Source organism: Micromonospora sp. NPDC004540 (assembly GCF_040610095.1).
Taxonomy (GTDB): domain Bacteria; phylum Actinomycetota; class Actinomycetes; order Mycobacteriales; family Micromonosporaceae; genus Micromonospora.
Genome location: NZ_JBEXLR010000016.1, coordinates 31,123 through 50,875, shown reverse-complemented (window position 1 = coordinate 50,875; position 19,753 = coordinate 31,123). Strand labels below are relative to the sequence as shown.

The window sequence follows — 19,753 nt, the reverse complement described above, 5'->3', positions numbered from 1 at the left end:
CGAGATTTTCCGGGGGGCTAGGTGCCTAGAACCTGCTCCAGGTAGGGGTTGGTGAAGCGGTGGTCGGGGTCGAGGCGGTTGCGGACCGTCAGGAAGTCGGCGAACTTCGGGTACGCCGTGGCCAGTGACTCCGCGGTTCGCCAGTGCAGCTTGCCCCAGTGGGGGCGGCCGCCCAGCTCGGTGGCCACCTCCTCGAACGCCCGGAAGTACGGCTCGTACGGCGTCCCCACGTACTGGTGGATGGCGACGTACGCGGAGTCCCGCCCGTATCCGTGGGAGAGCCAGATGTCGTCGGCGGCGCTGAACCGCACCTCGACCGGGAACAGCACCTTGAACGGCAGCCGGTCCACGATCTTCCGCAGCTCCGCAAGTGCGGTGGGCAGGGCGACGCGCGGGAGCGCGTACTCCATCTCCACGAAGCGGACCCGGCGCGGTGTGCAGAAGACCCGGTCGGAGCGGCCGGTGTAGGTGCGTTCGGTGAGCGCCCGGGCGGAGATCGCGCTGATGCCGGGGGCGAGCGCCGGCACGGCGCGACCCAGCCGGCAGGCCCCGGCGAAGACGGTGTTGGAGAGGAACTCGTCGTCCAGCCAGCCGCGCCAGCGGGGCAGCGGCCGGTCGTCGGCGGGTACCCGGTCGTTGGCCTTGACCTGCACCCGGTCGGTGTACGGGAACCAGTAGAACTCGGCGTGGTCGTGCCGCTCGACCAGGCCGGGCAGGTCGTCGAGCACCGCGGCGAGCGCGGCCGGCCGCTCGTGCGCGCGGAGCACGAAGGCATCGACGCAACGCAGCGTGACCTCGACCAGCACCCCGACGGCGCCGAGCCCGACCCGGGCGGCGGCGAACACTTCGCGGTGCTCGTCGGCGGAGCAGCGCAGCACCTCGCCGGTCCCGGTGACCAGGGTCAGCGCGGTGACGAAGGTGGACAGGCAGCCGAGCTTCCCGCCGGTGCCGTGGGTGCCGGTGTTGAGCGCCCCGGCGATCGTCTGCGCGTCGATGTCGCCGAGGTTGGGCAGCGCCAAACCGTGGCCGGCGAGCAGGTCGTTGAGGGTGTGCAGGGTCATTCCGGCCGGTACGGTGACCAGGCGGCGAGCGGGGTCGACGGTGACCCCGGTGTCCAGGTCGGCGAGGTCGAGCCGGTGCCCGTCGGCGACGGCGGTCCCGGTGAAGGAGTGTCCGCTGCCCACCGCCCGGATCGTCCGGCCGGCGTCGGCGGCGTGGCGGACCGCCTCGGCGACCTCCTCGACTGTGCGGGGGCGCACCGTCAGGGCGGCGGTGCTGCGCTGGTTGCCGGCCCAGTTGGACCAGGCGGCTGCCGTGCCGACCATGGGATGCTCCTCGACGTGAATATGAACTGACTTCATATCAGGAACGTTGTACCTGGTAAATACCGCAATCGAGCCCGGCTCGTTGTACCGGTAGTCACAGACTCGTGACGTGCAGATATGTTCATCCGTCGAAGGGGGGTGGCGCCGAGTGTCCACACCAGCCGCCACGACCGGGCCGCTGCGTCGGGTACCGGTGCAGGGTCGAAGTGTCGCGCGGGTCCAGCGGATGCTGGACGCCTGCGCCGAGCTCGTCGACGAGGTGGGGTACGAGGGCTTGACCACGACCCTGCTCGCCGAGCGTGCCGAGGTGGCGATCGGGTCGGTCTATCAGTTCTTTCCGGACAAGCGGGCGATCGTGCAGGCGCTCACGCTGCGCACGATGGAGTCCTATCTCCAGCGGCTCGACGAGCGGTTCGCCTCCGCCGACCTGACCCACTGGTGGGACGGTGTCGACGCGGCGATCGACGAGTACATCTCGATGCACCGCACGGTCCCCGGGTTTCGTACCCTGCACTTCGGCGACGTGGTCGACCTGCACCTGCTCGACGAGCAGCGGGACAACAACGGGGTGATCGCGGATCAACTCGCCCGGGTGCTCACGGAGCGTTTCGGCCTGGCCGGTGTGCCCGACCTCCGGTTCCACCTGGAGGTCGCGGTGGAGGCCGCCGACTCCCTGATCAAGCTGGCGTTCCGCCGGAAGACCGAGGGCGACGAGCGGGTGCTGGTCGAGGCGAAGGCGCTCATCCGGGAGTACCTGCACCGGCAGGTCGACGCCCGGACGGAGGCCGTCCAGCAGGGCTGAGCAGGACGTCACCGCCGCGGTGTCGGCGGTGACGGCAAGGGTGCGATGCCCGGGGTGCGACCGGGGCAGGACGCCGAGCGGCGGGTTCCCGAGGTGCGCCGGGGGGCCCGCCGTCACCATCTAGAGGAACGCGTGGCCCTCGCCCCGGTAGGTCGGCACGGTGGCCACCACACTGTCGCCGTCGACCAGATGCACCTCGTTGACGTGCTCGCACAGCTCGCCGGCCTTCGCGTGGCGGAACCACACCCGGTCGCCGATCCGCAGTGCGGTCGCCACGTCGCCGGCCAGCGGGGTCTGCACCTCGCCCGCGCCCTCCGCGCCCAGCAGCTTCAGCCCGGCCGGCAGCCACGGCCGGGGGAGCCGGCTGTCGGCGGCCGGGCCCGAGGCGATCCAGCCGCCGCCGAGCACGGTGGCCAGCCCGGGCCCCGGGCGCCGGACCACCGCGCAGGCGAAGAACGCCGCAGGGGTCGGTCGCCAGGCACGGTACGCGTCGAAGAGCGTCGGCCCGTACAGGCCGGAGCCCGCGGTGACCTCGGTGACCGCGGGGTCGGCGCTGGTGGCGGCCACGCTGCCGGTGCCGCCGCCGTTGACGAACTCCAGGTCGGCGTGCTCGCGTACCGCGGCGACGGCGGCCGCCCGGCGGGCCAGCAGTTCCCGGTACGACCCGCGCTGGGTGACCCGGATGGCCGTGCCCAGCACCGCCTGCCCGGGCGGGGCGTCACCGAGGCCGGCGATCTGCGCCTCGTACGACATGAGGCCGACCAGCCGGAAGCCCGGCCGGCCGGCCACGGCGGCGGCGAGCGTGCCGGCCGCCCCGGCGCTGTGCACCGGGGAACGCCGCACGCCGACGTGCACCCGGCCGCCCAGGGGCCGCCAGGAGGCGTCCAGTTCGAGGCAGACCCGCAGCGCCGGCCGGCGTGCGGGCGGGCAGACCTGGTCGACCAGGTCGAGCTGCCCGGCGTCGTCGACCATCAGGGTCACCGCGTCGGCCAGCGCCGGGTCGGCGGCCAGTTCGGCGAGCGCCCGCCGGTCGGCGGTCGGATAGGCGACCAGCACGTCGTCGCTGACGCCGCTGCGGGCGAGCCAGAGCGCCTCGGGGAGAGTGAACGCCATCACGCCGCGCCAGCCGGGCCGACCCAGCGCCCGGGTCAGCAGCTCGCGGACCCGGACCGACTTGCTGGCGATCCGGACCGGCTTGCCGGCGGCCCGGTCGACCAGCGCGTCGGCGTTGGCCTCGAAGGCGGAGAGATCGACCACGGCGTACGGCGGGTCGAGGTGTGCGGTCGCCCGGTCGAGGCGATCGCGAAGTTTGTCACGGTCGATGGCCACGTCTGCACGCTAACTGTCTGGACGCCAATGCGAAATACCCTCGCGTCTGTCCGGGCTGCGGGCGGTGGTTCCGGCGGCCTAGGCTCGCGAGCAGGCGAATGTCGCGGAGGGGGACGCATCTCGCCGCGACTAGAGTGTTCCACCGGGAGGGCCCAACTCTGGGCCGGCACGTGGAGGTACGGCCATCGAAAGCCAGAACAACGGCGAGTCGCCCGGCGTGTCGTCGCCTGCGGCCCAGGCCGACCGCTCCGGCGCCGCCGCAATCCGGTCGGTGCTGCGCATCCGGCCGTTCCGCCGGCTCTGGATCGTGCTCGGCGTCGCCTCCTTCGGCGACTGGCTCGGCCTGCTCGCCACCGCCCTCTTCGCCGCCTCTCAGGTCTCCGGCAGCACCGCCCAGGGTGCCGCCTTCGGCGGCGTGACCGCGATCCGGCTGCTCCCGGCGCTGGTGCTCGGTCCGGTGGCGGGCGTCCTCGCCGACCGGTTCGACCGGCGGTGGACGATGGTCATCTGCGACCTGCTGCGCTTCGTGCTCTTCGCCTCCATCCCGCTCTACGCGCTCACCGGCGCCGCAGGCGGGCTGGTGGTCGGCTGGGCGTTGATCGCCACGTTCCTGATCGAGTCGCTCACCCTGCTGTGGATCCCGGCCAAGGAGGCCGCGGTTCCCAACCTGATCCCGCGCACCCGGCTGGAGACGGCCAACCAGCTCACGCTGATCACCACGTACGGCCTGACCCCGGTGGCCGCGGCCATCGCCCTGGCCGTGCTCGACCGCGGGGTACGCGGGGCGGTCGGCGGCGAGCTGCCCGACTGGGCCGAGCCGGCCCAGCTCGCTCTCTGGTTCAACGCCTTCTCCCGGCTGGCCACCGCGCTGGTGGTGGCCTTCGGGATCAAGGAAATCAGCGACGCCCAGCGCGGCGAGACGGAGCGCGTCGAGCAGAGCATGTTCCGCCAGTTCGCCGACGGCTGGAAATACATCGGCCAGACCCCGCTGGTACGCGGCCTGGTGCTGGGCATCTTCGGCGCCTTCGCGGGCGGCGGCATCGTGGTCGGCACGGCCAAGTTCTTCGCCAACTCCCTCGGCGCCGGTGACGCCGCCTTCTCGCTGCTCTTCGGCGCGATCTTCGTCGGCCTGGCGCTCGGCATCGGGCTCGGGCCGATGATCGTCCGGGAGATGTCCCGGCGCCGCTGGTTCGGCATGAGCATCGTGCTGGCCAGCGCCTCGGTGCTGGTGCTCGCCTTCGCCATCCACCTGTCCATGGCGATGCTCGGCGCGATCCTGGTCGGCGCGGGCGCCGGCATGGCTTTCCTGGCCGGCACCACGCTGCTCGGCGGCGAGGTCGCCGACGAGGTGCGCGGCCGGGTCTTCGCCGTGGTGCAGATCGGCACCCGGCTGGTGCTGATCCTGGCCATCGCGCTGAGCAGCCTCCTGGTCGGCGTCGGCGGCTCGCGCCAGCTGACCATCGCCGACCTGGGCATCTCGGTTTCGTCGACCCGCCTGCTGCTGCTCGTCGCGGGCGCCGCCGGCATCTTCGCCGGGATCAGCGCCTTCGGCCAGATGGACGACAAGAAGGGCGTGCCGGTCCTGGCCGACCTCTGGGGCTCGATCCGGGGCCGCCCGCTCATGCCGTCGGAGCCCTTCGTCTCCAACGGCCTCTTCGTGGTCTTCGAGGGTGGCGAGGGCGCCGGCAAGTCCACCCAGCTCGCCGCGCTCGCCGACCGGCTGCGCGAGCAGGGCCGGGACGTCGTGGTCACCCGTGAGCCGGGCGCGACCGGCATCGGCGAGCGGATCCGCTCGCTGGTGCTGGAGACCTCCGGCGACGAGGCGCCCTCGTCGCGCGCCGAGGCGCTGCTCTACGCCGCCGACCGGGCGCACCACGTGGCCTCCGTGGTCCGGCCGGCCCTGATCCGCGGCGCCGTGGTGATCAGCGACCGGTACGTCGACTCGTCGCTGGCCTACCAGGGTGCCGGACGGACCCTGCCGGTGCAGGAGGTCTCCTGGCTCTCCTCGTGGGCCACCGGCGGGCTCAAGCCCGACCTGGTGGTGCTCCTCGACGTCGAGCCGCACACCGGCCGGTCCCGGGTCGACTCCCGCAACCAGGGCGCCGACCGGCTGGAGGCCGAGTCGCTCGCGTTCCACGAGCGGGTCCGATACGCCTTCCTCGACCTGGCCGCCGCCGACCCCAAGCGCTACCTGGTGCTCGACGCCTCCCGCCCGGTCGAGGAGATCACCGCGGCGGTCGCCCGGCGGGTGGACGAGTTCCTCGTCGACCCGGCCGGCATCGTGCACCCGCGCCCGGCCCAGGGCCCCGACACCACGGTCCAGCCCGAGTTATCCGACGCGGAGCTGGTGACGATGGAACGCCCGCCACGATGACGGACGTCTTCGCCGACCTGGTCGGGCAGGACGAGGCGGTGGCCACCTTGCGCCGGGCCGCCGCCTCGGCCGCCGCCCTGCTGCGCGCCGCCGCCCCGGTGGCGGCCGGCGGAGCGGGCCCGACCGGCGGCGACGACGCGCTCGACGCGCTCGCCGAGGAGTTCGACGAGACGGGCGTCGCCACCGGCCAGGGCCTCGGCCCGGAGGGTGCCGGTCCCGGCGCGGGGATGACCCACGCCTGGATCTTCACCGGGCCGCCCGGCTCCGGCCGGTCGGTGGCCGCGCGCGCCTTCGCCGCCGCGTTGCAGTGCGTGCACGGCACCGGCTGCGGCCGCTGCCCCGGCTGCCACACCACGCTGGCCGGCACCCACGCCGACGTCCGGCTGGTGGTGCCGGAGGGACTCTCCATCGGGGTGAGCGAGATGCGGGCGCTGGTGCTGCGGGCGGCCAGCACCCCGTCCGGCGGCCGCTGGCAGATCGTCATCATCGAGGACGCCGACCGGCTCACCGAGGCCGCCGGCAACGCGCTGCTCAAGGCGATCGAGGAGCCGCCGCCGCGTACCGTCTTCCTGCTCTGCGCCCCCTCGACCCACCCGGACGACATCTCGGTGACCATCCGGTCGCGGTGCCGGGTCGTGCCGCTGCGGCAGCCGCCGGCCGGCGCGGTGGCCGAGGTGCTCGTACGTCGGGACGGCATCGCTCCCGACGTGGCCGAGTGGGCCGCCGCAGCGGCGCAGGGGCACGTGGGTCGGGCCCGGCGGCTGGCCCGCGACCCGGAGGCCCGGCAGCGCCGCGACGCCGTGCTCGCCGTGCCCCGCCGGCTGACCGGGGTCGGGGCCGCGTTCGACGCCGCCTCCGCGCTGATCGAGGCGGCCGAGGCGGAGGCCGCCGCGGCGGTCGCCGAGATCGACGAGGCGGAGAAGGCCGCGCTCCAGACCGCGCTCGGCGCGGGCGGCACCGGCCGGGGCGCGGCCGGGGCCATGCGCGGCGCCGCCGGGCAGCTCAAGGACCTGGAGAAGCGGCAGAAGTCGCGGGCCACCCGGGCCCAGCGCGACGCGCTCGACCGGGCGCTGGTCGACCTGGCCGGCTTCTACCGGGACGCGCTGACCATGGCGCTGCGCGCGCCGGTCGCCCCCGTGCACACCGACACAGCGGCGCTGGCCGGGGCCGGCGCGCAGAAGTGGGACGCCGAGGGGGCGCTGCGCCGGCTGGAGGCCGTGCTGGAGTGCCGGGCGGCCATCGAGGCGAACGTCAAGCCGCGGATCGCGGTGGAGGCGATGATGCTCGCCCTGTGGCGGGGCTGACCACCGCCCATCGAGGTTTTCCACAGGGCATCGACAGGCTTTGTTGACTGGGGTACGGTCCGGTGTGGCCGCGTGGTGACGGTGGCGGCACGCTCAGTGACGGGGTCAGTCGGGAGGAGTCCGCCGATGCCACGGGGGGAGATCGACGAGGCCTGGATCGAGGAGGCGGTGCGACGCTACCGCCGGATCGAGACCCTCCAGGCCGAGTTCGACCGGGCGGTGGCGACGGTCGAGGTCACCGTCCGCTCGCCGGACGGCCTCGTCGAGGTGGTGGTGACCGCCGGCGGACGGATCACCGACGTGCGCTTCCTCGGCCCGCTGCACCAGCGCAGCCCCCGGGACGTCGCCGGGTCGGTGCAGGCCGCGGTCACGGCGGCCGCCGACGCGGCGCAGTGGGCCCGGGAGAAGCTGCGCAACGAGACCTTCGCGGCCTACCGGCCGCTGGCGGGAGCCTGACATGGACACGTTGCGCGCGCTGGCCGCCCGCCTCGACGAGGCCGGCGCGACCCTCGCCACGCTGGCCCGCACGGTGACCGCCACCGATCCGCCCCACCCCGCGTTCGGCGCCCAGGCGGCCGGGCGGCCCGGCGAGGTCGGCCGGGCCCTGCACCGGCAGTGGACCGCCGCCACCGGCGACCGGGCGCGCGAGGCGCAGGCCGCCGCCACCCGGCTGGCCGCCGCCGCGGCCGCCCTGCGCAGCGCCGCCGACCGCTACCCGGCGACCGACGACTCCGTCGGGCGGCGGCTGGCCCGGGAGGCCTGATGGACGCCCTCGACCGCCTCGCCGAGCCGGGTCTCGACCTGCTCGACCGGGTCGACGCGCTGCTCGCCGCCGGCGCGCCCGAGGGCCACCGGCTCTGGCCGCTGCTGCGCCGGATGCAGGTGCTCCCCGGCGCGGCCGTGCGCGAGTTCCTCGACCTGCACCCCGCGCCGCTGGCCGGCGCCGGCCACGCCGTGCGCCGGCTCGTCGGGGGATACGACGACACCTGCGCCCTGCTCGCCGACCCGGTCGCCTGGTCCGGGCCGGCCGCCACGGCCTACGACGAGGCCCGCACCGCCCTGCTCCGGCACCTCGACGAGGGGGCCGAGAGCCTTGTCGGGCGGCTGGAGTCGACCGCCGGCTACGCCGACGCGCTGGCCGACTGGGTGGAGGGAAGCCGGGTCGCGCTGGCCCGGGCGCTGGCCGAGGCGCTGCGCTCGGCCGAGGCGGTCACCGTGCACGCCGCCACCCGCCCGGGCGCCGACGTCGGCCGGTCCGGGGCGCTCGCGGCCGCCGAGATCGCCACCCGGGTGCTCGGCGTGCTCGGCGTGGCCTACGACGGCGCGGAGACGCTGCTGCGCCAGTGGGCGCCGAGCCTGGCCGAGACGACCTGGCGGGATCGCGCCACGACCGCGCCCCACTACGGCGGCACCACCCGGATCGGGCACTGACCGGGGGCCTGCGGGTCCACGGCGTCGCACGCCGAACCGGCCGTGACCGGGCTCCGGCGGCGACGCCGTGGCCTTCCCCTGCACCCCCCGCAGGCATGGCTTCACTCAACGCGGTCGACAGCCGTTTGTCCCGTAGCTGACTCATGTTTCAGCCGTCCGGGCGAGGATCAACCACACGAGGGGTCGGAGTCGGTTCGGTCGAGTCGACAATCATGGATCGCTGCGCCGGGTGACCGGACGGCGACGGCCGGCCGGTCCGGAACCGTCCGGAGGTCGTAGGGTGGTGGGCATGGGCATGCTCTGCGCGGTCAGTTTCAACCGGTACGGGCGCCTCTACTACCTCGACCCGGGTGAGCTGCGCCCGCAGGTGGGCGACAAGGTGCTGGTGCCCACCGACGAGGGACCCGAGGTGGCCGAGTGCGTCTGGGCCGCGCAGTGGGTCAGCGAGGACACCGAGGGCTTCCCCCGGCTCGCCGGCCTGGCCGGGGACGAGGACCTGCGCCGTGACGAGTTGCTGCGCCGGCGCAAGGCCGACGCCAAGGTGGCCGCCAAGCGGCTGATCCGCGAGCACGGCCTGCCCATGAAGGTGGTGGCGATCGACCACGTGTTCGCCACCCCGGAGACCGGCAGCGACCGCACGACCGTCTACTTCACCGCGCCGCACCGGGTGGACTTCCGCTCCCTCGTCCGCGACCTGGGCGCGACCCTGCACTGCCGGGTCGAGCTGCGCCAGCTCTCCGCCCGCGACTCGGCGCGGGTGCAGGGTGGCATCGGCTCGTGCGGGCGGGACCTGTGCTGCGCCACCTTCCTCACCGACTTCGAGCCGGTGACCATCCGGATGGCCAAGGACCAGGACCTGCCGCTCAACCCGCTGCGCATCTCGGGCGCGTGCGGCCGGCTGATGTGCTGCCTCAAGTACGAGCACCCGCTCTACCAGCGGTTCCAGGAGTCCGCGCCGGCGATCGGCAGCCGCGTCTCCACCCCCGAGGGCGACGGCAAGGTCGTCGGCCACAGCGTCCCCCGCGACTCGGTCACCGTCCGCCTCGACGCCGACGGCTCCCGCTGCTCGTGCAGCCGCGCCTCGGTGTGCGCCCCCCGCCAGGCGCACGACCAGCACTACTCCTGACCGGTTTCGCGCCTGCCTCCGGTCGGGCCTGGTCACTTGCGTTGATCATGAGGTTAGCGGCGAGTTTGATCTCTTTTCGTGCCGCCAACCTCATGATCAACCGTGGGTGAGGATGGGCGGGGTCAGCGGAGAACGATGGGGGGCTCGGCCAGGCGGGGGGTCAGGGGGGCCTTCGGGAGAATCCAGCTGGACGTGGGGGACTGGTCGGGGTTGAGGTCCCAGGCGTGGGAGACCTTGTCCACCGCGATCGGGTAGATGGTCAGGGTGCCGTCCGGGTCGATGCGGAACCGGAGGAACGACTTCGAGTCCTCGATGCCCTGGCCGGCGAAGAGCTCGTTGACGTTCACTCCGAACGACCCCGCCACCAGCAGGTAGAGCGCCACCAACTGGCTGGCGACCAGCCCGCTCACCGGCCCGTACAGGACGGCCGCGGCGGCCGCCGGCAGCGGCCACGGCCAGTCGTAGAACGGCAGCTGGAGCCAGAGCCAGGTGCCGCCGGCGGCCAGCGCCACGTGCGCCAGCCCGTGCGTCACGCCGAGGATCCAGTGCCGGGCGTGCCGCTTCCCGCCGGAGCTGGGTGGCTTGGCGAAGAACGCCGCGCTCAGCAGGGTCACCACCAGCATGATCACCAGCGGGACGCTGAACAGCCGCTGCTCGGTGGTGCCCACCTGGTTCGCCGTCACCCCGGCCATGGCCAGCATGAGCAGCGTGTGCAGGGTGCCCAGCAGGGTCGTGAAACCCGGATTGCGGAACGGCAGCCGGGCGAAGATCCCCCAGCCGTACCGCCGGGAGCGGGCCTTGTCCGGATAGCGGGCGGCCAGCTCGTACTCGCGGGTGCGGCTGGACCGGCGGGCCAGGGTGTCCCGCGGCGGCACCTGCAGCCGCTCGGGCAGCTGGTGCGTCGGGTAGAGGTAGGCGCCGCCGCCCCCGGAGGTGATCAGCTGCCGCTCCGGCCCGGTGTAGCGGGCGTAGTGGTGCAGGTCGCCGGAGACCAGCAGCCGCACCTGCGCGCCGGTGGGCGCGACGATCGTACGGATGAAGTAGTCGATCGAGTCGTAGGCGGTGGGATGGTCGTGGGCCTTCACCCAGGTGGGGGCCGGCACCGCCAGGATCACCTTCGATTGCGGGGTGAGCTTCCGGGCCACCTCGTCGAAGTAGGTGAGCTGCGGATCGTCCAGGTATGACCCGGACTGGTCGTCGAGGCCGAGCAGCCACCAGCCCGCCGGCAACTCCACCGCGAAGTACGAGCGGGACTGGCCGGTGCCCCAGCCCGCGAAGTGCCGGTCCCGGGACCGGACGAACAGCCGCAGGAACGCGGTCAGCCCGTCGTACCAGTCGTGGTTGCCGGGCACCGCGAAGAGCGTCGGCCGCTGCGGCGGCGCGATCGGCAGCGCCGCCTGGTACGGCCCCTTGCACCGGTCCTCGTACGCCTCGTAGGCCGCCGACGGGTAGACCTGGTCGCCCCCCATCACCAGGGTCTGCGCCCGGGGCAGCCGGTGCCCGTCCACCTCCAGCTCCGGCTGGGCCAGCAGGTACGCCACCGAGTACGTGGCGTCGAAGCCGTCGCCCAGGTCGGCCACGTAGTCCAGCCACAGCCCGCCGTCCGGCCCCACCTGGCGGAACGTGTCATCATCGAACGCGTTCTGCAGCTCGCGCTTGTCCAGGTACGCCCCGAACAGGATCGCCAGCAGGGTCCGCAGGCCGGTGCTGATCAACAGCAGCGGCGCGAGCCAGGGGACCGGCTTGCGCGGGGTGAAGCCCAGCTCCAGGGGGTCCAGGCTGCGCGGACGTCGGGTGGCCCGCTCGCCGGGGTGCGCCTCGGGGATCGGCTGCTGCGGCGGTACGTGATCGTCACTCACCCGCCGCAGGGTAGTCCTGACCGAGCGCGAAGTCTCTCCCGCGCACGTACCGAAACTCCCGGATGTCCGGATCGGAGGGGAGGGGGATCCCGTTCGGCGTCCGGCCGGGTGTGCCGTACACTTGACGATCGTTGCCGCCTTAGCTCAGTCGGCTAGAGCGACGCACTCGTAATGCGTAGGTCGACGGTTCGATTCCGTCAGGCGGCTCGGTGCAGAAGCCCAGGTCATCGGCCTGGGCTTCGCCGTTTTCCGAGGTCGATCACGCCGCCGTTTGTGGTGCCAGTCCGCAAATAGTCCGCGTCCCGTGCCGCGACCGCCTCGTCCAGCCGGTTTGCGACCGCGTCAAGGCGGCCCGCAAGGCGGGCCGCGCCGGCTCGGCCCCACCCTGCTGACGAGCTCCGGCCGGCATCGGCCGGGCCGGCCGGCCAGGCTTGGGAGTCGCAGGACTCCGTAGGCCTCGGGGCTCCGCCCCGACGTCCGACAACCACCGACAGGCTGACCAGAGGTGCGACTGCCTTACCAGGCACCCGCGATATTTTTCTAATCCCAAGGCCGCGGCTTCGGCTCCTGCCGGGCACAGGTGCTTTCCTTCGGACATCAAGGGTGGTTGATACACTCCGCGCCCATGGAGAAGCGCTACGCAGCAGCGACCCTGTCCCTGTCCCTCGCGGCACTTCTCACCGCCTGCACCAGCGGCGCATCGCATGACGAGCAGATGAAGTACCTGGACAAGATGGCTCAGCGTGGGGTCGAGGCGCATGCCGTGTTGAAGAGCCAGGGAGGCGCCGGCGACCCGGATAAGTGCGAAGGCATCTACGGACTCTACAATGGACGCCACGGAAACGACGCGCCTGACGTCGGGAGCTACGACGAAAAAGTCGCCTTGCTGGAAGAAGGCGAAGGGTTGTTCATGAACAGATGCATGAACGGCGCGCCGTCGTCGGCACCGGCCCCCCGAGCCACTCCCATCGGCTGACGCCACCGCCCGACCGGTGGACGGTCCGGATCTGGTCCGCAAGAGGCCCACGGATGGCAGGGGAATGCTGAGAGATGTTGAGAGCCCTTTCCGCTGCTAGAAGCGCCATTGGCGCAGGCTGTCGGATCGCCCACTTTGATCTCGTAATGCGTAGGTCGACGGTTCGATTCCGTCAGGCGGCTCCATAGAGAGGCCCAGGTCACCGGCTTGATCGCCGACCATGACCTGGGCCTTTGCTTGTCGTCGCGAGGCCGAGCAGCCAAGCGAGCAGCCAACCTACTCACCCGACCACAGTCGCGGTCATGTAAGGCCTCGTCCGAGACCGCCGTGTCAACCATCAACCGGGCGCAGGACAGCCGGCTGCCGGCGATGGCGGGCCTCACAGATGCATGACGGATCGACGTCAGATGTTGGGTGACATGCTCGGCTAGACGATCATCTTCGGAGCGAGGACGGCGGTCGGGCCGGGTCGGGGTCTTCTGCCGCTGCTGGCCCGTTGATCGCCACTCTTACTGTAGGCCGTCGACGGGCGTTGACCGTCGACCGCTGATAGGACTGCCTAGGGGAGTTGATCCGTGGCGAAACGGAAGGCCAGCGCCACCGCTCCCGCTGACACCGGTTGGTGGAGATTGGGGCTGACGGCCTCAGTGTTTCTCCTGCTCGGTGTGGCCCTGGTGGTTGGCTCCATCTCGTACCGGTGGCAGTTGTCGGAGCGGGCGGAGCGGCTGCGGAGCGAGGGAGTTCCCGTCACCGCCACGGTCACCGACCGAGCTGGTGGTGGCGGCCGTGGCAGCGGCATCGATCGCATCGAGATCTACTACATGTACGGGCCGGCGCAGAATCACACGTGGATCCCTTGCGCTGGGGTGACCGGCTGCCACAGCACCCCAAAACCGGAAATGACCGTGTGGGTCGATCCGGCAGAGCCCGAGCGGTTCGTGGCCGAGAACGGGCACAGCGATGGTTCGCTGTCCTTCCTGATGTCCTGGACAACCATTCCGATGGGCGGGGTGTTCGCGGCCGTAGGCGGTGCGCTCCTCGGCCTCGTCCTTCATGCCAAGTGGAGTGAAAGGGCCAGAGCCAACCAGCCCAGGCAGGACCGCCGTGGCCGTGGCGGTCGACGCCGCTAGCAGGTCTGCGACGTTCTAAAGCCTGGCAAAGGCACCGTTCAAAGCTTGAGGCTGAGGATCTCTCGATTCATTTTCACCGCTTCCTCGTCCCGGTCGCACAGCAGCAGCACCTTGAACGGGACGCCCTTGCCGTGCGGTCGACCGAGCGGGCTAGCCCAGGTGCGAGCGGCCTGCGACAGGACCCTAAACAGCGTCTGCCGCTCGTCAGGGCTGCTGGACACGAGCAGTGGCGCACGCTCCACCACGATGAGGTAGGCCGCGGCGGGCAGCCAGCTCAGGTCACGGAGGCAGTCGGACAACGCGTCCCAATTCCAGCCGAAATGGCCGGGAAAGAGCAGCGCATCGGAGAACTCGTAGAAGACAAGGTCCGCATCCGTCATCTTCGCCCCGTCCAACCGGGCGACAACCAGCTTTCCCGCTTCCGGCACGATCGCCCCGACCTGGACAACCGTTCCACGCGAGCACACCGTCAGCGGATCGCCAGAGCCGTTCCACCAGTCACTCATGGTTGGTGATCACCAGCCCAGTGCCGGCTCGCCCATGACCTGGCCTCCCACGGCTGCGGCAAGGTCGTGCGCAACCTTCGGTTGTGCGGGGTGCACGTGTACGTAGACGCTGTGGCCGGCCGGTGCTGGAGCGTGCCAGAGTTCGGCGCCGTTGATGGCGAGTTCGAACCCGCTGCGGTTGTGCTCGCTTGGCCAGCACGTCTGCCACGAGATCCATGCGGGGTCCGTGCCAGCCGCTGCGAGGACGGCGTCGGCCGAGGTGCTCGGCAGCGGGTACTCGGGCGTGGAGACCAAAGCGCCGAACGGTGGCAGTTGACGGAGCGCTGCCACGACCTCGGTCGTCAGGTCCGTGATCAGGTACCCGCTGCCGTCACGGTGCCGACTCGGCCGGTCGTCAGGCGGTAGATGTGGCTCCAGAACGTCTCTTAGCTGATTGAGCAAGCGTGCCGGGATGGATAGGGACACGGACGCGGGTCCGATGCCCAGGTACCGGACCAACCCATGGGTATTGGTCTCTGCACGCCCGAGGGCGTCTTGGGGACAGCGGCAGCCGATCGACCTGCGGGCCAGCAGACGCTGGGACATCGCATACGCGACGTCAAGGTCATCACTGGTGTGTATCCGGTAGACGGCCGAGTTCCCCACGGATCGCAGTCTCTCAGCCGCGCGCACAGAACCCGAACAGCCCTTCTTGGCGCACCAATCGGTGCCTGCACCCGCGGAAGGACTAGGTCCGGTCGTGTCACCCATCAGGTGAAGCCAACCGGCGTGCCTCACCTGATGTTGGACATGATCCTGTTGATCTCACCGTCAGCGCACCCATTTGCCGAGGTGAGCGGCACGTCCGCTCATAGCCGACGAGCGGATGTCCGTGTGGCGTCTGGCACCATGGCCTCGTGCGGCAATATCCGATCGGGCCGCCGGCCTCCATGCTGGCGGGCACCGACGTGGCGCTCGTCGGCCTGTTCTCGGCGAAGGATAGAGAGTTCGGCGCGAAGCTCGACGCGCTGGCGGCTTCCGTGGAGGCCCATGGCGGGCGGGTAGTGCGGGAAGGCCCGAACCGCCAGGCGACCGCGGTCACCAACGAACCAGCCTGGACCTCCAGCACCGCCCGGGCGCGTCGAGAGGGCTATGCCACGAAGCGGGAACGGCGTCGGCGTCCGATCACGTAGCCAGCGCCGCCGAGGAGCAGAAGCGCACCGCCGATGCCCGCCACGGTCGCGGTGTCGTCACCGGTGACGGGCAGCCCACCGCCCTCGCCGCCGCCGGGGGCGCCCAGGCTGGCGGAGGAAGCAGGAGCCGGTGCAATGGTCGTTGTGGCGCTGGGCGTGGCGCTCGGCGTCGCTGTGGGCTGGGACGTCGGTGTCGGCGCGGGCTGAGACGCGCAGTCGAGCGCACGTGCGGCGTACAGGCCGTTGTTCAGGTAAGCCAGGTAGGCGTCGACGGTCCCGTCGTCGAGCGCTTTCTGGGCGGCCGCCTTCACGTTGGTGCCAGCGCCGGTCAATGTCCGGACCACCGTGACCCGCAGGGCCGTTGACCAGGCGTTCTGCAAGTCCGCCTTGAGGAATGCGCGCAGATCATCCGCGGTGCCGTCCAGGCGCTCCTGAATGGCGTCAGGCAGAACGGGCAACGAGTCGGCGTTCGCCGCGGCCAGGATCTGGTTGGCCAACACGCGCACCTCTACATTGGTGGCGGTATCCAGGTCGATGTTGACAAGCTCGCGGATATCCTTGTACACCTTGCGCTCGACCGTTTGGCAGGCCTCGTTCAGCACGGGCGGTTCGGTTTGAGCCATCGCTGGCGCCGCCGGAACCAGGAAGGCCAGCGCCATTAGGACGCCAGCCGATAGCTTCCATCGCATGTGGGTTTTCCTCCCCGCGCAGGCCAAAACGTGGCGATATTACCGTCGCGCACGCCAAGTCGTTGCCCCGTCCGTGACCGGCCTCGCGCCGAGGCCTGGGATCAGGGGGGGGCAGCGGTCCGCATGCCCACGTCGTCGGAGCGGGCAACGTGATCTCGTAATGCGTAGGTCGACGGTTCGATTCCGTCAGGCGGCTCCGTAGAGAGGCCGAGGTCACCGGCTTGATCGCCGATCATGGCCGGGGCCTTCTGCTTGCCATCTCGAGGCTGAGCAGCCGAGCGAGCAGCGGATCTACTCATCCGACCGCAGCGCCCGCTCAAGGCGACCCTTGACGGGCCGCACGCGCCGCCCCCTGGGCACGCGGCCTGCGCTCCGCTGTCACTGCGCTCCGCTCACGCAAGACGTGCGGCTGTCGCGGAGGGCGGGGAGCCCGGATGGCCGCGCCCGGGGGGCCTGGCAACTTGCGCATCAAACCCGCTAAGTCTCCGCCAAAGCTTGAGAGGGCCGAACAGATCGGCTGTCCTGCCCCGTCTGGCGCGGACATCGGGAGAGGATGAGGACGCAGCGGAGCCCATCGTGATGAACGTGCCGCCTCAGCTTCGCCATGGAGAGGATCTGTTGTGCAAGCGATCACGGTGCGGGACCAAGAGGCCGGATTGGCCGGGCTGACCCTGACCGAGGTGCCGTACCCGCACCTGGCGGAGAACGAAGTCATGGTGCGCGTACACGCGGCGGGGTTCACTCCCGGGGAGTTGACCTGGCCGGGGACCTGGACCGACCGTGCCGGGCGGGACCGCACCCCGTCCGTTCCGGGGCACGAGGTGTCCGGTGTCGTGACCGAGTTGGGCTACGGCACCACGGGGCTGAGCGTGGGGCAGCGTGTGTTCGGTTTGACCGACTGGACGCGGAACGGCTCGCTGGCCGAGTACGTGGCCGTCGAGGCCCGCAACCTCGCCCCGCTGCCTGCGGACGTGGACCATGCCGTGGCCACGGCCACGGTGGTCTCCGGACTCACCGCCTGGCAGGCCCTCTTCGTCCACGCCCGCCTCGAACCGGGTCAGACTGCCCTGATCCACGGCGCCGCGGGCGGTGTCGGCTCGATCGCAGTCCAGCTCGCCCGCGAGGTGGGAGCACGAGTGATCGGCACCGGCCGCGCACGAGACCGAGACGCCGCGCTGAAGCTTGGCGTCGACGCGTTCGTAGATCTCCAGCAGGAGAGTCTGGAGGGCGTTGGACAGGTCGATGTGGTCTTGGACGTGATCGGCGGAGACATCCGCGACCGCTCCACCGCACTCGTGCGTCCCGGCGGCACGCTCGTCACCGTCGCCGGCCCGCCGGAGGTCCAGCCGCAAGATGGTCGCGCGATCTTCTTCGTCGTCGAAGCCGATCGCTCCCAACTCACTGAACTGGCCACGCGACTGCGGGACGGACGAATCGCTCCGAACGTCGGAGCCATCCGACCCCTGTCGGAGGCGGTGGCCGCATTCGGGCCCGACGCCCCCCGAGTGCCCGGGAAGACCATCATCCGTGTCACGGGCGACGAGAACGCTTGACGACTGACCCGGTTGGTCGAGGCGCCTATCGCTGGAATATTCGATCGTCGACCAACGCCGACCCGCGATGCGCCTTCAGTTCGCGAGCGGCCATGATCGCGACGACGATCGAGGCGACGTACAACACGAGGGGGAAGGCCAGCAGGCTCCAGGCCTGCAGGCCCCAGTCCACCATCAGCACGCCACAGGCGGTGGCGGTCACGGCGTTCAAGGGGACGTAGATGCTTGTCAGCCACTGCCCCAGTCGGTACGCCCAGGCGCGGTCGCGACGCAGTCCCTGGCAGGCGACGCCCGTTGCGATGGCGAACAGGAACGACGCGACGATGTCGCCGAGCCAGATCGCCGTGCCGACGGTGTGGTCGATCGCCGAGTGAAGCAGCAGGTCGACGGGCCCGAGGAGCGGCCCCACGTTCAAGATCGTGACGAGCCACAGAGTTCCACGGAGCAGTACCGATCCGATCAGCCCGACCAGGAGCCAGGTGCCGGCCCACTCATTCTTGAACACGTTCAAATAATGTGCGAACCACTGTCCTGCGTGCAAGGAGCGGTCAGCCGGTTGGCGTGGACGGCTCCGCGTTCGTCGCCGCCGTAGATCAGGACGAGCGGAACGCGCGTAGCCTCGTGCCGTGATCGAAAACGTGAAGGTCGCAGTCGTCGGCGTTGGCAACAACACCTCGGCGCTGGTGCAGGGAATTGCCCTCTGTCGCAAGACCGGCAGCCTGGTGGGCATCCGTCGGCCGGAGATGGCCGGGCTGGGTGTCGGCGACATCGACTTCGTCGCGGCCTTCGCGCTCTCCGACGCCAAGGTGGGCAAGGACCTGCACGAGGCGATCTTCGTGCCGCCCAACAACTTTCCCCGTCTCGACGTGGAACTGCCGCCTTCGGGCGTCGCGGTGCGGCGTGGTCTCGTGGACTCGACGGAGATCGAGCGGGTGGCGCACGAGATCAAGGGCGCCGAGGTCCTGCTCTATTCCGCGCCGAGTGGCCGGCCGGAGACGGCTCGGGCCTACGCCGAGGCGGCTCTGCTGGCGGGGGTGGCGTTCGTCAACACCACGTCGGACGCGGTTGCCCGGGAACCGTTGTGGCTCAAGCGGTTCGAGGATGCCGGCCTGCCGCTGCTCGGCGACGACCTGGCCAGCCAGTTCGGCACCTCCGTGGTGCATCACGCACTGCTGCGGTTGCTCGAGGAGCGTGGCCTCACCCTGGTCAGTTCCTACCAGGTCAATCTGGGGGGTACGGAAGACTTCCGCAACCTGGTCGAGAGCTCCAACACCAAGAAGCAGTCCAAGTTGAACGCTGTCGGCTCGGACAAGGTCCAGATGGCCCCCCTCGGGTACCTCCCGCACCTGCAGTCGCAGAAGATCGCTCACCTCAACATCGAGGCGCAGGGCTGGGGCGAGACGGCGGTGAGCCTGGATGTGCGGCTGAAGGTGCATGACCCGAGCGGCGCAGCCGGCGTCAACATCGACCTGATTCGCATGGCCGCCACCGCTCTGCGGTCGGGACTCGGCGGCTACCTCGCCGAGGCGGCATCGTTCCTGAAGTCTCCACCTGGCACGGCGATCTGATCATCCGTGAAACGGCGCCGCCGTTACGCTGGCGACGTGAAGGACGACGCGCGAGTGGTCGAGGTGGTGGCCTACGACCCGGCCTGGCCGAAGCGATTCGAGGCCGCGCAGCAGCTGCTGGTGGACGCGCTGCCCACGGCGTTGAGCGTCGAGCACATCGGGTCCACCAGCATTCCCGAGATGGCGGCCAAGCCGATCATCGACATCCTGGCGGTGGTACCTGAGGTCGACGCGGTCCTCGCCGACCTCCGGCCCCTTGAGCAGCTTGGGTACGTCCATCGACCGCTGGTTTTCCCCGACGACAGTGAGCACTTGTTCTTCGTGAAGGACACCGCCGGGAAGCGGACCGAGCACCTGCACGTCTTCGGCGTCACGTCGCCGGCGCCGGCGGAGAACCGGCTCTTCCGCGCCTACATCTCGGCCAACGCCGATGCCGCCCGCCGCTACGAGGCGGCGAAGAGGCGCGCGGCCGAACGGCATCCCGACAGCCGGGCGCGATACGGCGCCGCAAAGGAGGAAACGATGCGGCAACTGATGGCCGAAGCCCGGCTCTGGCGCAGCTCAGTCGGGTGCCAGTCGGCAGAGATCTGAGGTGCGGTGACCGGCAAG

The 19,753-nt window shown here is 71.1% G+C and carries 20 protein-coding genes and 1 tRNA gene; 14 read left to right on the top strand and 7 right to left on the bottom strand.

Annotation, left to right across the window (positions count from 1 at the left end):
• Positions 1-17 precede the first annotated feature (17 nt).
• A complete protein-coding gene (locus ABZV78_RS08455) occupies positions 18-1,325 on the bottom strand; it encodes a D-arabinono-1,4-lactone oxidase (RefSeq protein ID WP_355636592.1) in 1,308 nt (435 codons plus the stop codon).
• Positions 1,326-1,551: 226 nt separating this feature from the next.
• Here ABZV78_RS08455 and ABZV78_RS08450 point away from each other — a divergent pair, with 226 nt between their 5' ends.
• Positions 1,552-2,127 carry a TetR family transcriptional regulator gene (locus ABZV78_RS08450; protein ID WP_148427783.1) on the top strand — a complete coding sequence of 192 codons (576 nt, stop codon included), beginning with the start codon at positions 1,552-1,554 and terminating at the stop codon, positions 2,125-2,127.
• Between the two features lie 120 nt (positions 2,128-2,247).
• Here ABZV78_RS08450 and ABZV78_RS08445 read toward each other — a convergent pair whose 3' ends face one another.
• Positions 2,248-3,456 (bottom strand): amino acid deaminase/aldolase, encoded by a 1,209-nt coding sequence (locus ABZV78_RS08445; protein WP_355636590.1) that lies wholly within the window; start codon positions 3,454-3,456, stop codon positions 2,248-2,250.
• Between the two features lie 271 nt (positions 3,457-3,727).
• Between ABZV78_RS08445 and tmk the strand changes: the two genes are divergently transcribed.
• From tmk to ricT, 6 genes are all read left to right on the top strand, one after another.
• Complete coding sequence (gene tmk / locus ABZV78_RS08440; RefSeq protein ID WP_355636646.1) at positions 3,728-5,830, top strand: dTMP kinase; 2,103 nt, start codon at positions 3,728-3,730, stop codon at positions 5,828-5,830.
• Positions 5,827-7,134: a DNA polymerase III subunit delta' gene (locus ABZV78_RS08435; RefSeq protein ID WP_355636588.1), complete on the top strand. Its 1,308-nt coding sequence runs from the start codon at positions 5,827-5,829 to the stop codon at positions 7,132-7,134. Before tmk ends, ABZV78_RS08435 begins: the two co-directional genes overlap by 4 nt.
• A 126-nt stretch (positions 7,135-7,260) precedes the next feature.
• Positions 7,261-7,590: a YbaB/EbfC family nucleoid-associated protein gene (locus ABZV78_RS08430; RefSeq protein WP_355636586.1), complete on the top strand. Its 330-nt coding sequence runs from the start codon at positions 7,261-7,263 to the stop codon at positions 7,588-7,590.
• Position 7,591: 1 nt separating this feature from the next.
• Positions 7,592-7,897: a hypothetical protein gene (locus tag ABZV78_RS08425; RefSeq protein WP_355636584.1), complete on the top strand. Its 306-nt coding sequence runs from the start codon at positions 7,592-7,594 to the stop codon at positions 7,895-7,897.
• Complete coding sequence (locus ABZV78_RS08420) at positions 7,897-8,565, top strand: hypothetical protein (RefSeq protein WP_355636582.1); 669 nt, start codon at positions 7,897-7,899, stop codon at positions 8,563-8,565. Before ABZV78_RS08425 ends, ABZV78_RS08420 begins: the two co-directional genes overlap by 1 nt.
• A gap of 289 nt (positions 8,566-8,854) precedes the next feature.
• Entirely contained in the window at positions 8,855-9,691 is an 837-nt protein-coding gene (ricT, locus tag ABZV78_RS08415) for a regulatory iron-sulfur-containing complex subunit RicT (protein WP_355636580.1), read from the top strand.
• A gap of 122 nt (positions 9,692-9,813) precedes the next feature.
• Here the strand turns inward: ricT and ABZV78_RS08410 are convergent, their stop codons facing one another.
• Entirely contained in the window at positions 9,814-11,517 is a 1,704-nt protein-coding gene (locus ABZV78_RS08410) for a metallophosphoesterase (RefSeq protein WP_355636644.1), read from the bottom strand.
• 166 nt (positions 11,518-11,683) lie between these two features.
• On the opposite strand from ABZV78_RS08410, the gene ABZV78_RS08405 reads away from it, so the two are divergent.
• The 3 genes from ABZV78_RS08405 to ABZV78_RS08395 all read left to right on the top strand — a co-directional run bounded on the left by ABZV78_RS08405 (position 11,684) and on the right by ABZV78_RS08395 (position 13,656).
• Positions 11,684-11,757: transfer RNA gene (locus ABZV78_RS08405), tRNA-Thr, on the top strand.
• A 418-nt stretch (positions 11,758-12,175) separates the two neighbouring features.
• Positions 12,176-12,526, top strand: coding sequence for a hypothetical protein (locus ABZV78_RS08400; protein WP_355636578.1), 351 nt, complete (start codon positions 12,176-12,178; stop codon positions 12,524-12,526).
• 575 nt (positions 12,527-13,101) lie between these two features.
• Entirely contained in the window at positions 13,102-13,656 is a 555-nt protein-coding gene (locus ABZV78_RS08395; protein ID WP_355636576.1) for a DUF3592 domain-containing protein, read from the top strand.
• A gap of 38 nt (positions 13,657-13,694) precedes the next feature.
• On the opposite strand, the gene ABZV78_RS08390 is transcribed toward ABZV78_RS08395, so the two are convergent.
• Together ABZV78_RS08390 and ABZV78_RS08385 are read right to left on the bottom strand one after the other, a co-directional pair.
• Positions 13,695-14,162 carry a barstar family protein gene (locus tag ABZV78_RS08390; RefSeq protein WP_355636574.1) on the bottom strand — a complete coding sequence of 156 codons (468 nt, stop codon included), beginning with the start codon at positions 14,160-14,162 and terminating at the stop codon, positions 13,695-13,697.
• Between the two features lie 9 nt (positions 14,163-14,171).
• Positions 14,172-14,807 (bottom strand): hypothetical protein, encoded by a 636-nt coding sequence (locus ABZV78_RS08385; protein WP_355636572.1) that lies wholly within the window; start codon positions 14,805-14,807, stop codon positions 14,172-14,174.
• A 251-nt stretch (positions 14,808-15,058) separates the two neighbouring features.
• Between ABZV78_RS08385 and ABZV78_RS08380 the strand changes: the two genes are divergently transcribed.
• Positions 15,059-15,334 carry a hypothetical protein gene (locus ABZV78_RS08380; RefSeq protein ID WP_355636570.1) on the top strand — a complete coding sequence of 92 codons (276 nt, stop codon included), beginning with the start codon at positions 15,059-15,061 and terminating at the stop codon, positions 15,332-15,334.
• On the opposite strand, the gene ABZV78_RS08375 is transcribed toward ABZV78_RS08380, so the two are convergent.
• On the bottom strand, positions 15,292-16,023 hold the full coding sequence (locus ABZV78_RS08375; protein ID WP_355636568.1) for an LPXTG cell wall anchor domain-containing protein: 732 nt from the start codon (positions 16,021-16,023) through the stop codon (positions 15,292-15,294). The genes ABZV78_RS08380 and ABZV78_RS08375 overlap by 43 nt on opposite strands.
• A gap of 620 nt (positions 16,024-16,643) precedes the next feature.
• Here ABZV78_RS08375 and ABZV78_RS08370 point away from each other — a divergent pair.
• Positions 16,644-17,576, top strand: coding sequence for an NADP-dependent oxidoreductase (locus ABZV78_RS08370; protein ID WP_355636566.1), 933 nt, complete (start codon positions 16,644-16,646; stop codon positions 17,574-17,576).
• Positions 17,577-17,601: 25 nt separating this feature from the next.
• Here the strand turns inward: ABZV78_RS08370 and ABZV78_RS08365 are convergent, their stop codons facing one another.
• The gene (locus ABZV78_RS08365) at positions 17,602-18,081 is read right to left on the bottom strand and encodes a hypothetical protein (protein WP_355636564.1); all 480 of its coding nucleotides are present in this window, start codon (positions 18,079-18,081) and stop codon (positions 17,602-17,604) included.
• A gap of 121 nt (positions 18,082-18,202) precedes the next feature.
• On the opposite strand from ABZV78_RS08365, the gene ABZV78_RS08360 reads away from it, so the two are divergent.
• On the top strand, positions 18,203-19,144 hold the full coding sequence (locus tag ABZV78_RS08360) for an inositol-3-phosphate synthase (protein WP_355636562.1): 942 nt from the start codon (positions 18,203-18,205) through the stop codon (positions 19,142-19,144).
• A gap of 36 nt (positions 19,145-19,180) precedes the next feature.
• Entirely contained in the window at positions 19,181-19,735 is a 555-nt protein-coding gene (locus ABZV78_RS08355; RefSeq protein ID WP_355636560.1) for a GrpB family protein, read from the top strand.
• Positions 19,736-19,753: the final 18 nt, after the last annotated feature.

Coding starts and splice junctions, on each gene's coding strand:
- ABZV78_RS08420 (WP_355636582.1), top strand. CDS start 7,897: ATGGACGCCCTCGACCGCCTCGCCGAGCCGGGTCTCGACCTGCTCGAC.
- ricT (WP_355636580.1), top strand. CDS start 8,855: ATGGGCATGCTCTGCGCGGTCAGTTTCAACCGGTACGGGCGCCTCTAC.
- ABZV78_RS08375 (WP_355636568.1), bottom strand. CDS start 16,023: ATGCGATGGAAGCTATCGGCTGGCGTCCTAATGGCGCTGGCCTTCCTG.
- ABZV78_RS08455 (WP_355636592.1), bottom strand. CDS start 1,325: ATGGTCGGCACGGCAGCCGCCTGGTCCAACTGGGCCGGCAACCAGCGC.
- ABZV78_RS08425 (WP_355636584.1), top strand. CDS start 7,592: ATGGACACGTTGCGCGCGCTGGCCGCCCGCCTCGACGAGGCCGGCGCG.
- ABZV78_RS08435 (WP_355636588.1), top strand. CDS start 5,827: ATGACGGACGTCTTCGCCGACCTGGTCGGGCAGGACGAGGCGGTGGCC.
- ABZV78_RS08450 (WP_148427783.1), top strand. CDS start 1,552: ATGCTGGACGCCTGCGCCGAGCTCGTCGACGAGGTGGGGTACGAGGGC.
- ABZV78_RS08390 (WP_355636574.1), bottom strand. CDS start 14,162: ATGAGTGACTGGTGGAACGGCTCTGGCGATCCGCTGACGGTGTGCTCG.
- ABZV78_RS08430 (WP_355636586.1), top strand. CDS start 7,261: ATGCCACGGGGGGAGATCGACGAGGCCTGGATCGAGGAGGCGGTGCGA.
- ABZV78_RS08400 (WP_355636578.1), top strand. CDS start 12,176: ATGGAGAAGCGCTACGCAGCAGCGACCCTGTCCCTGTCCCTCGCGGCA.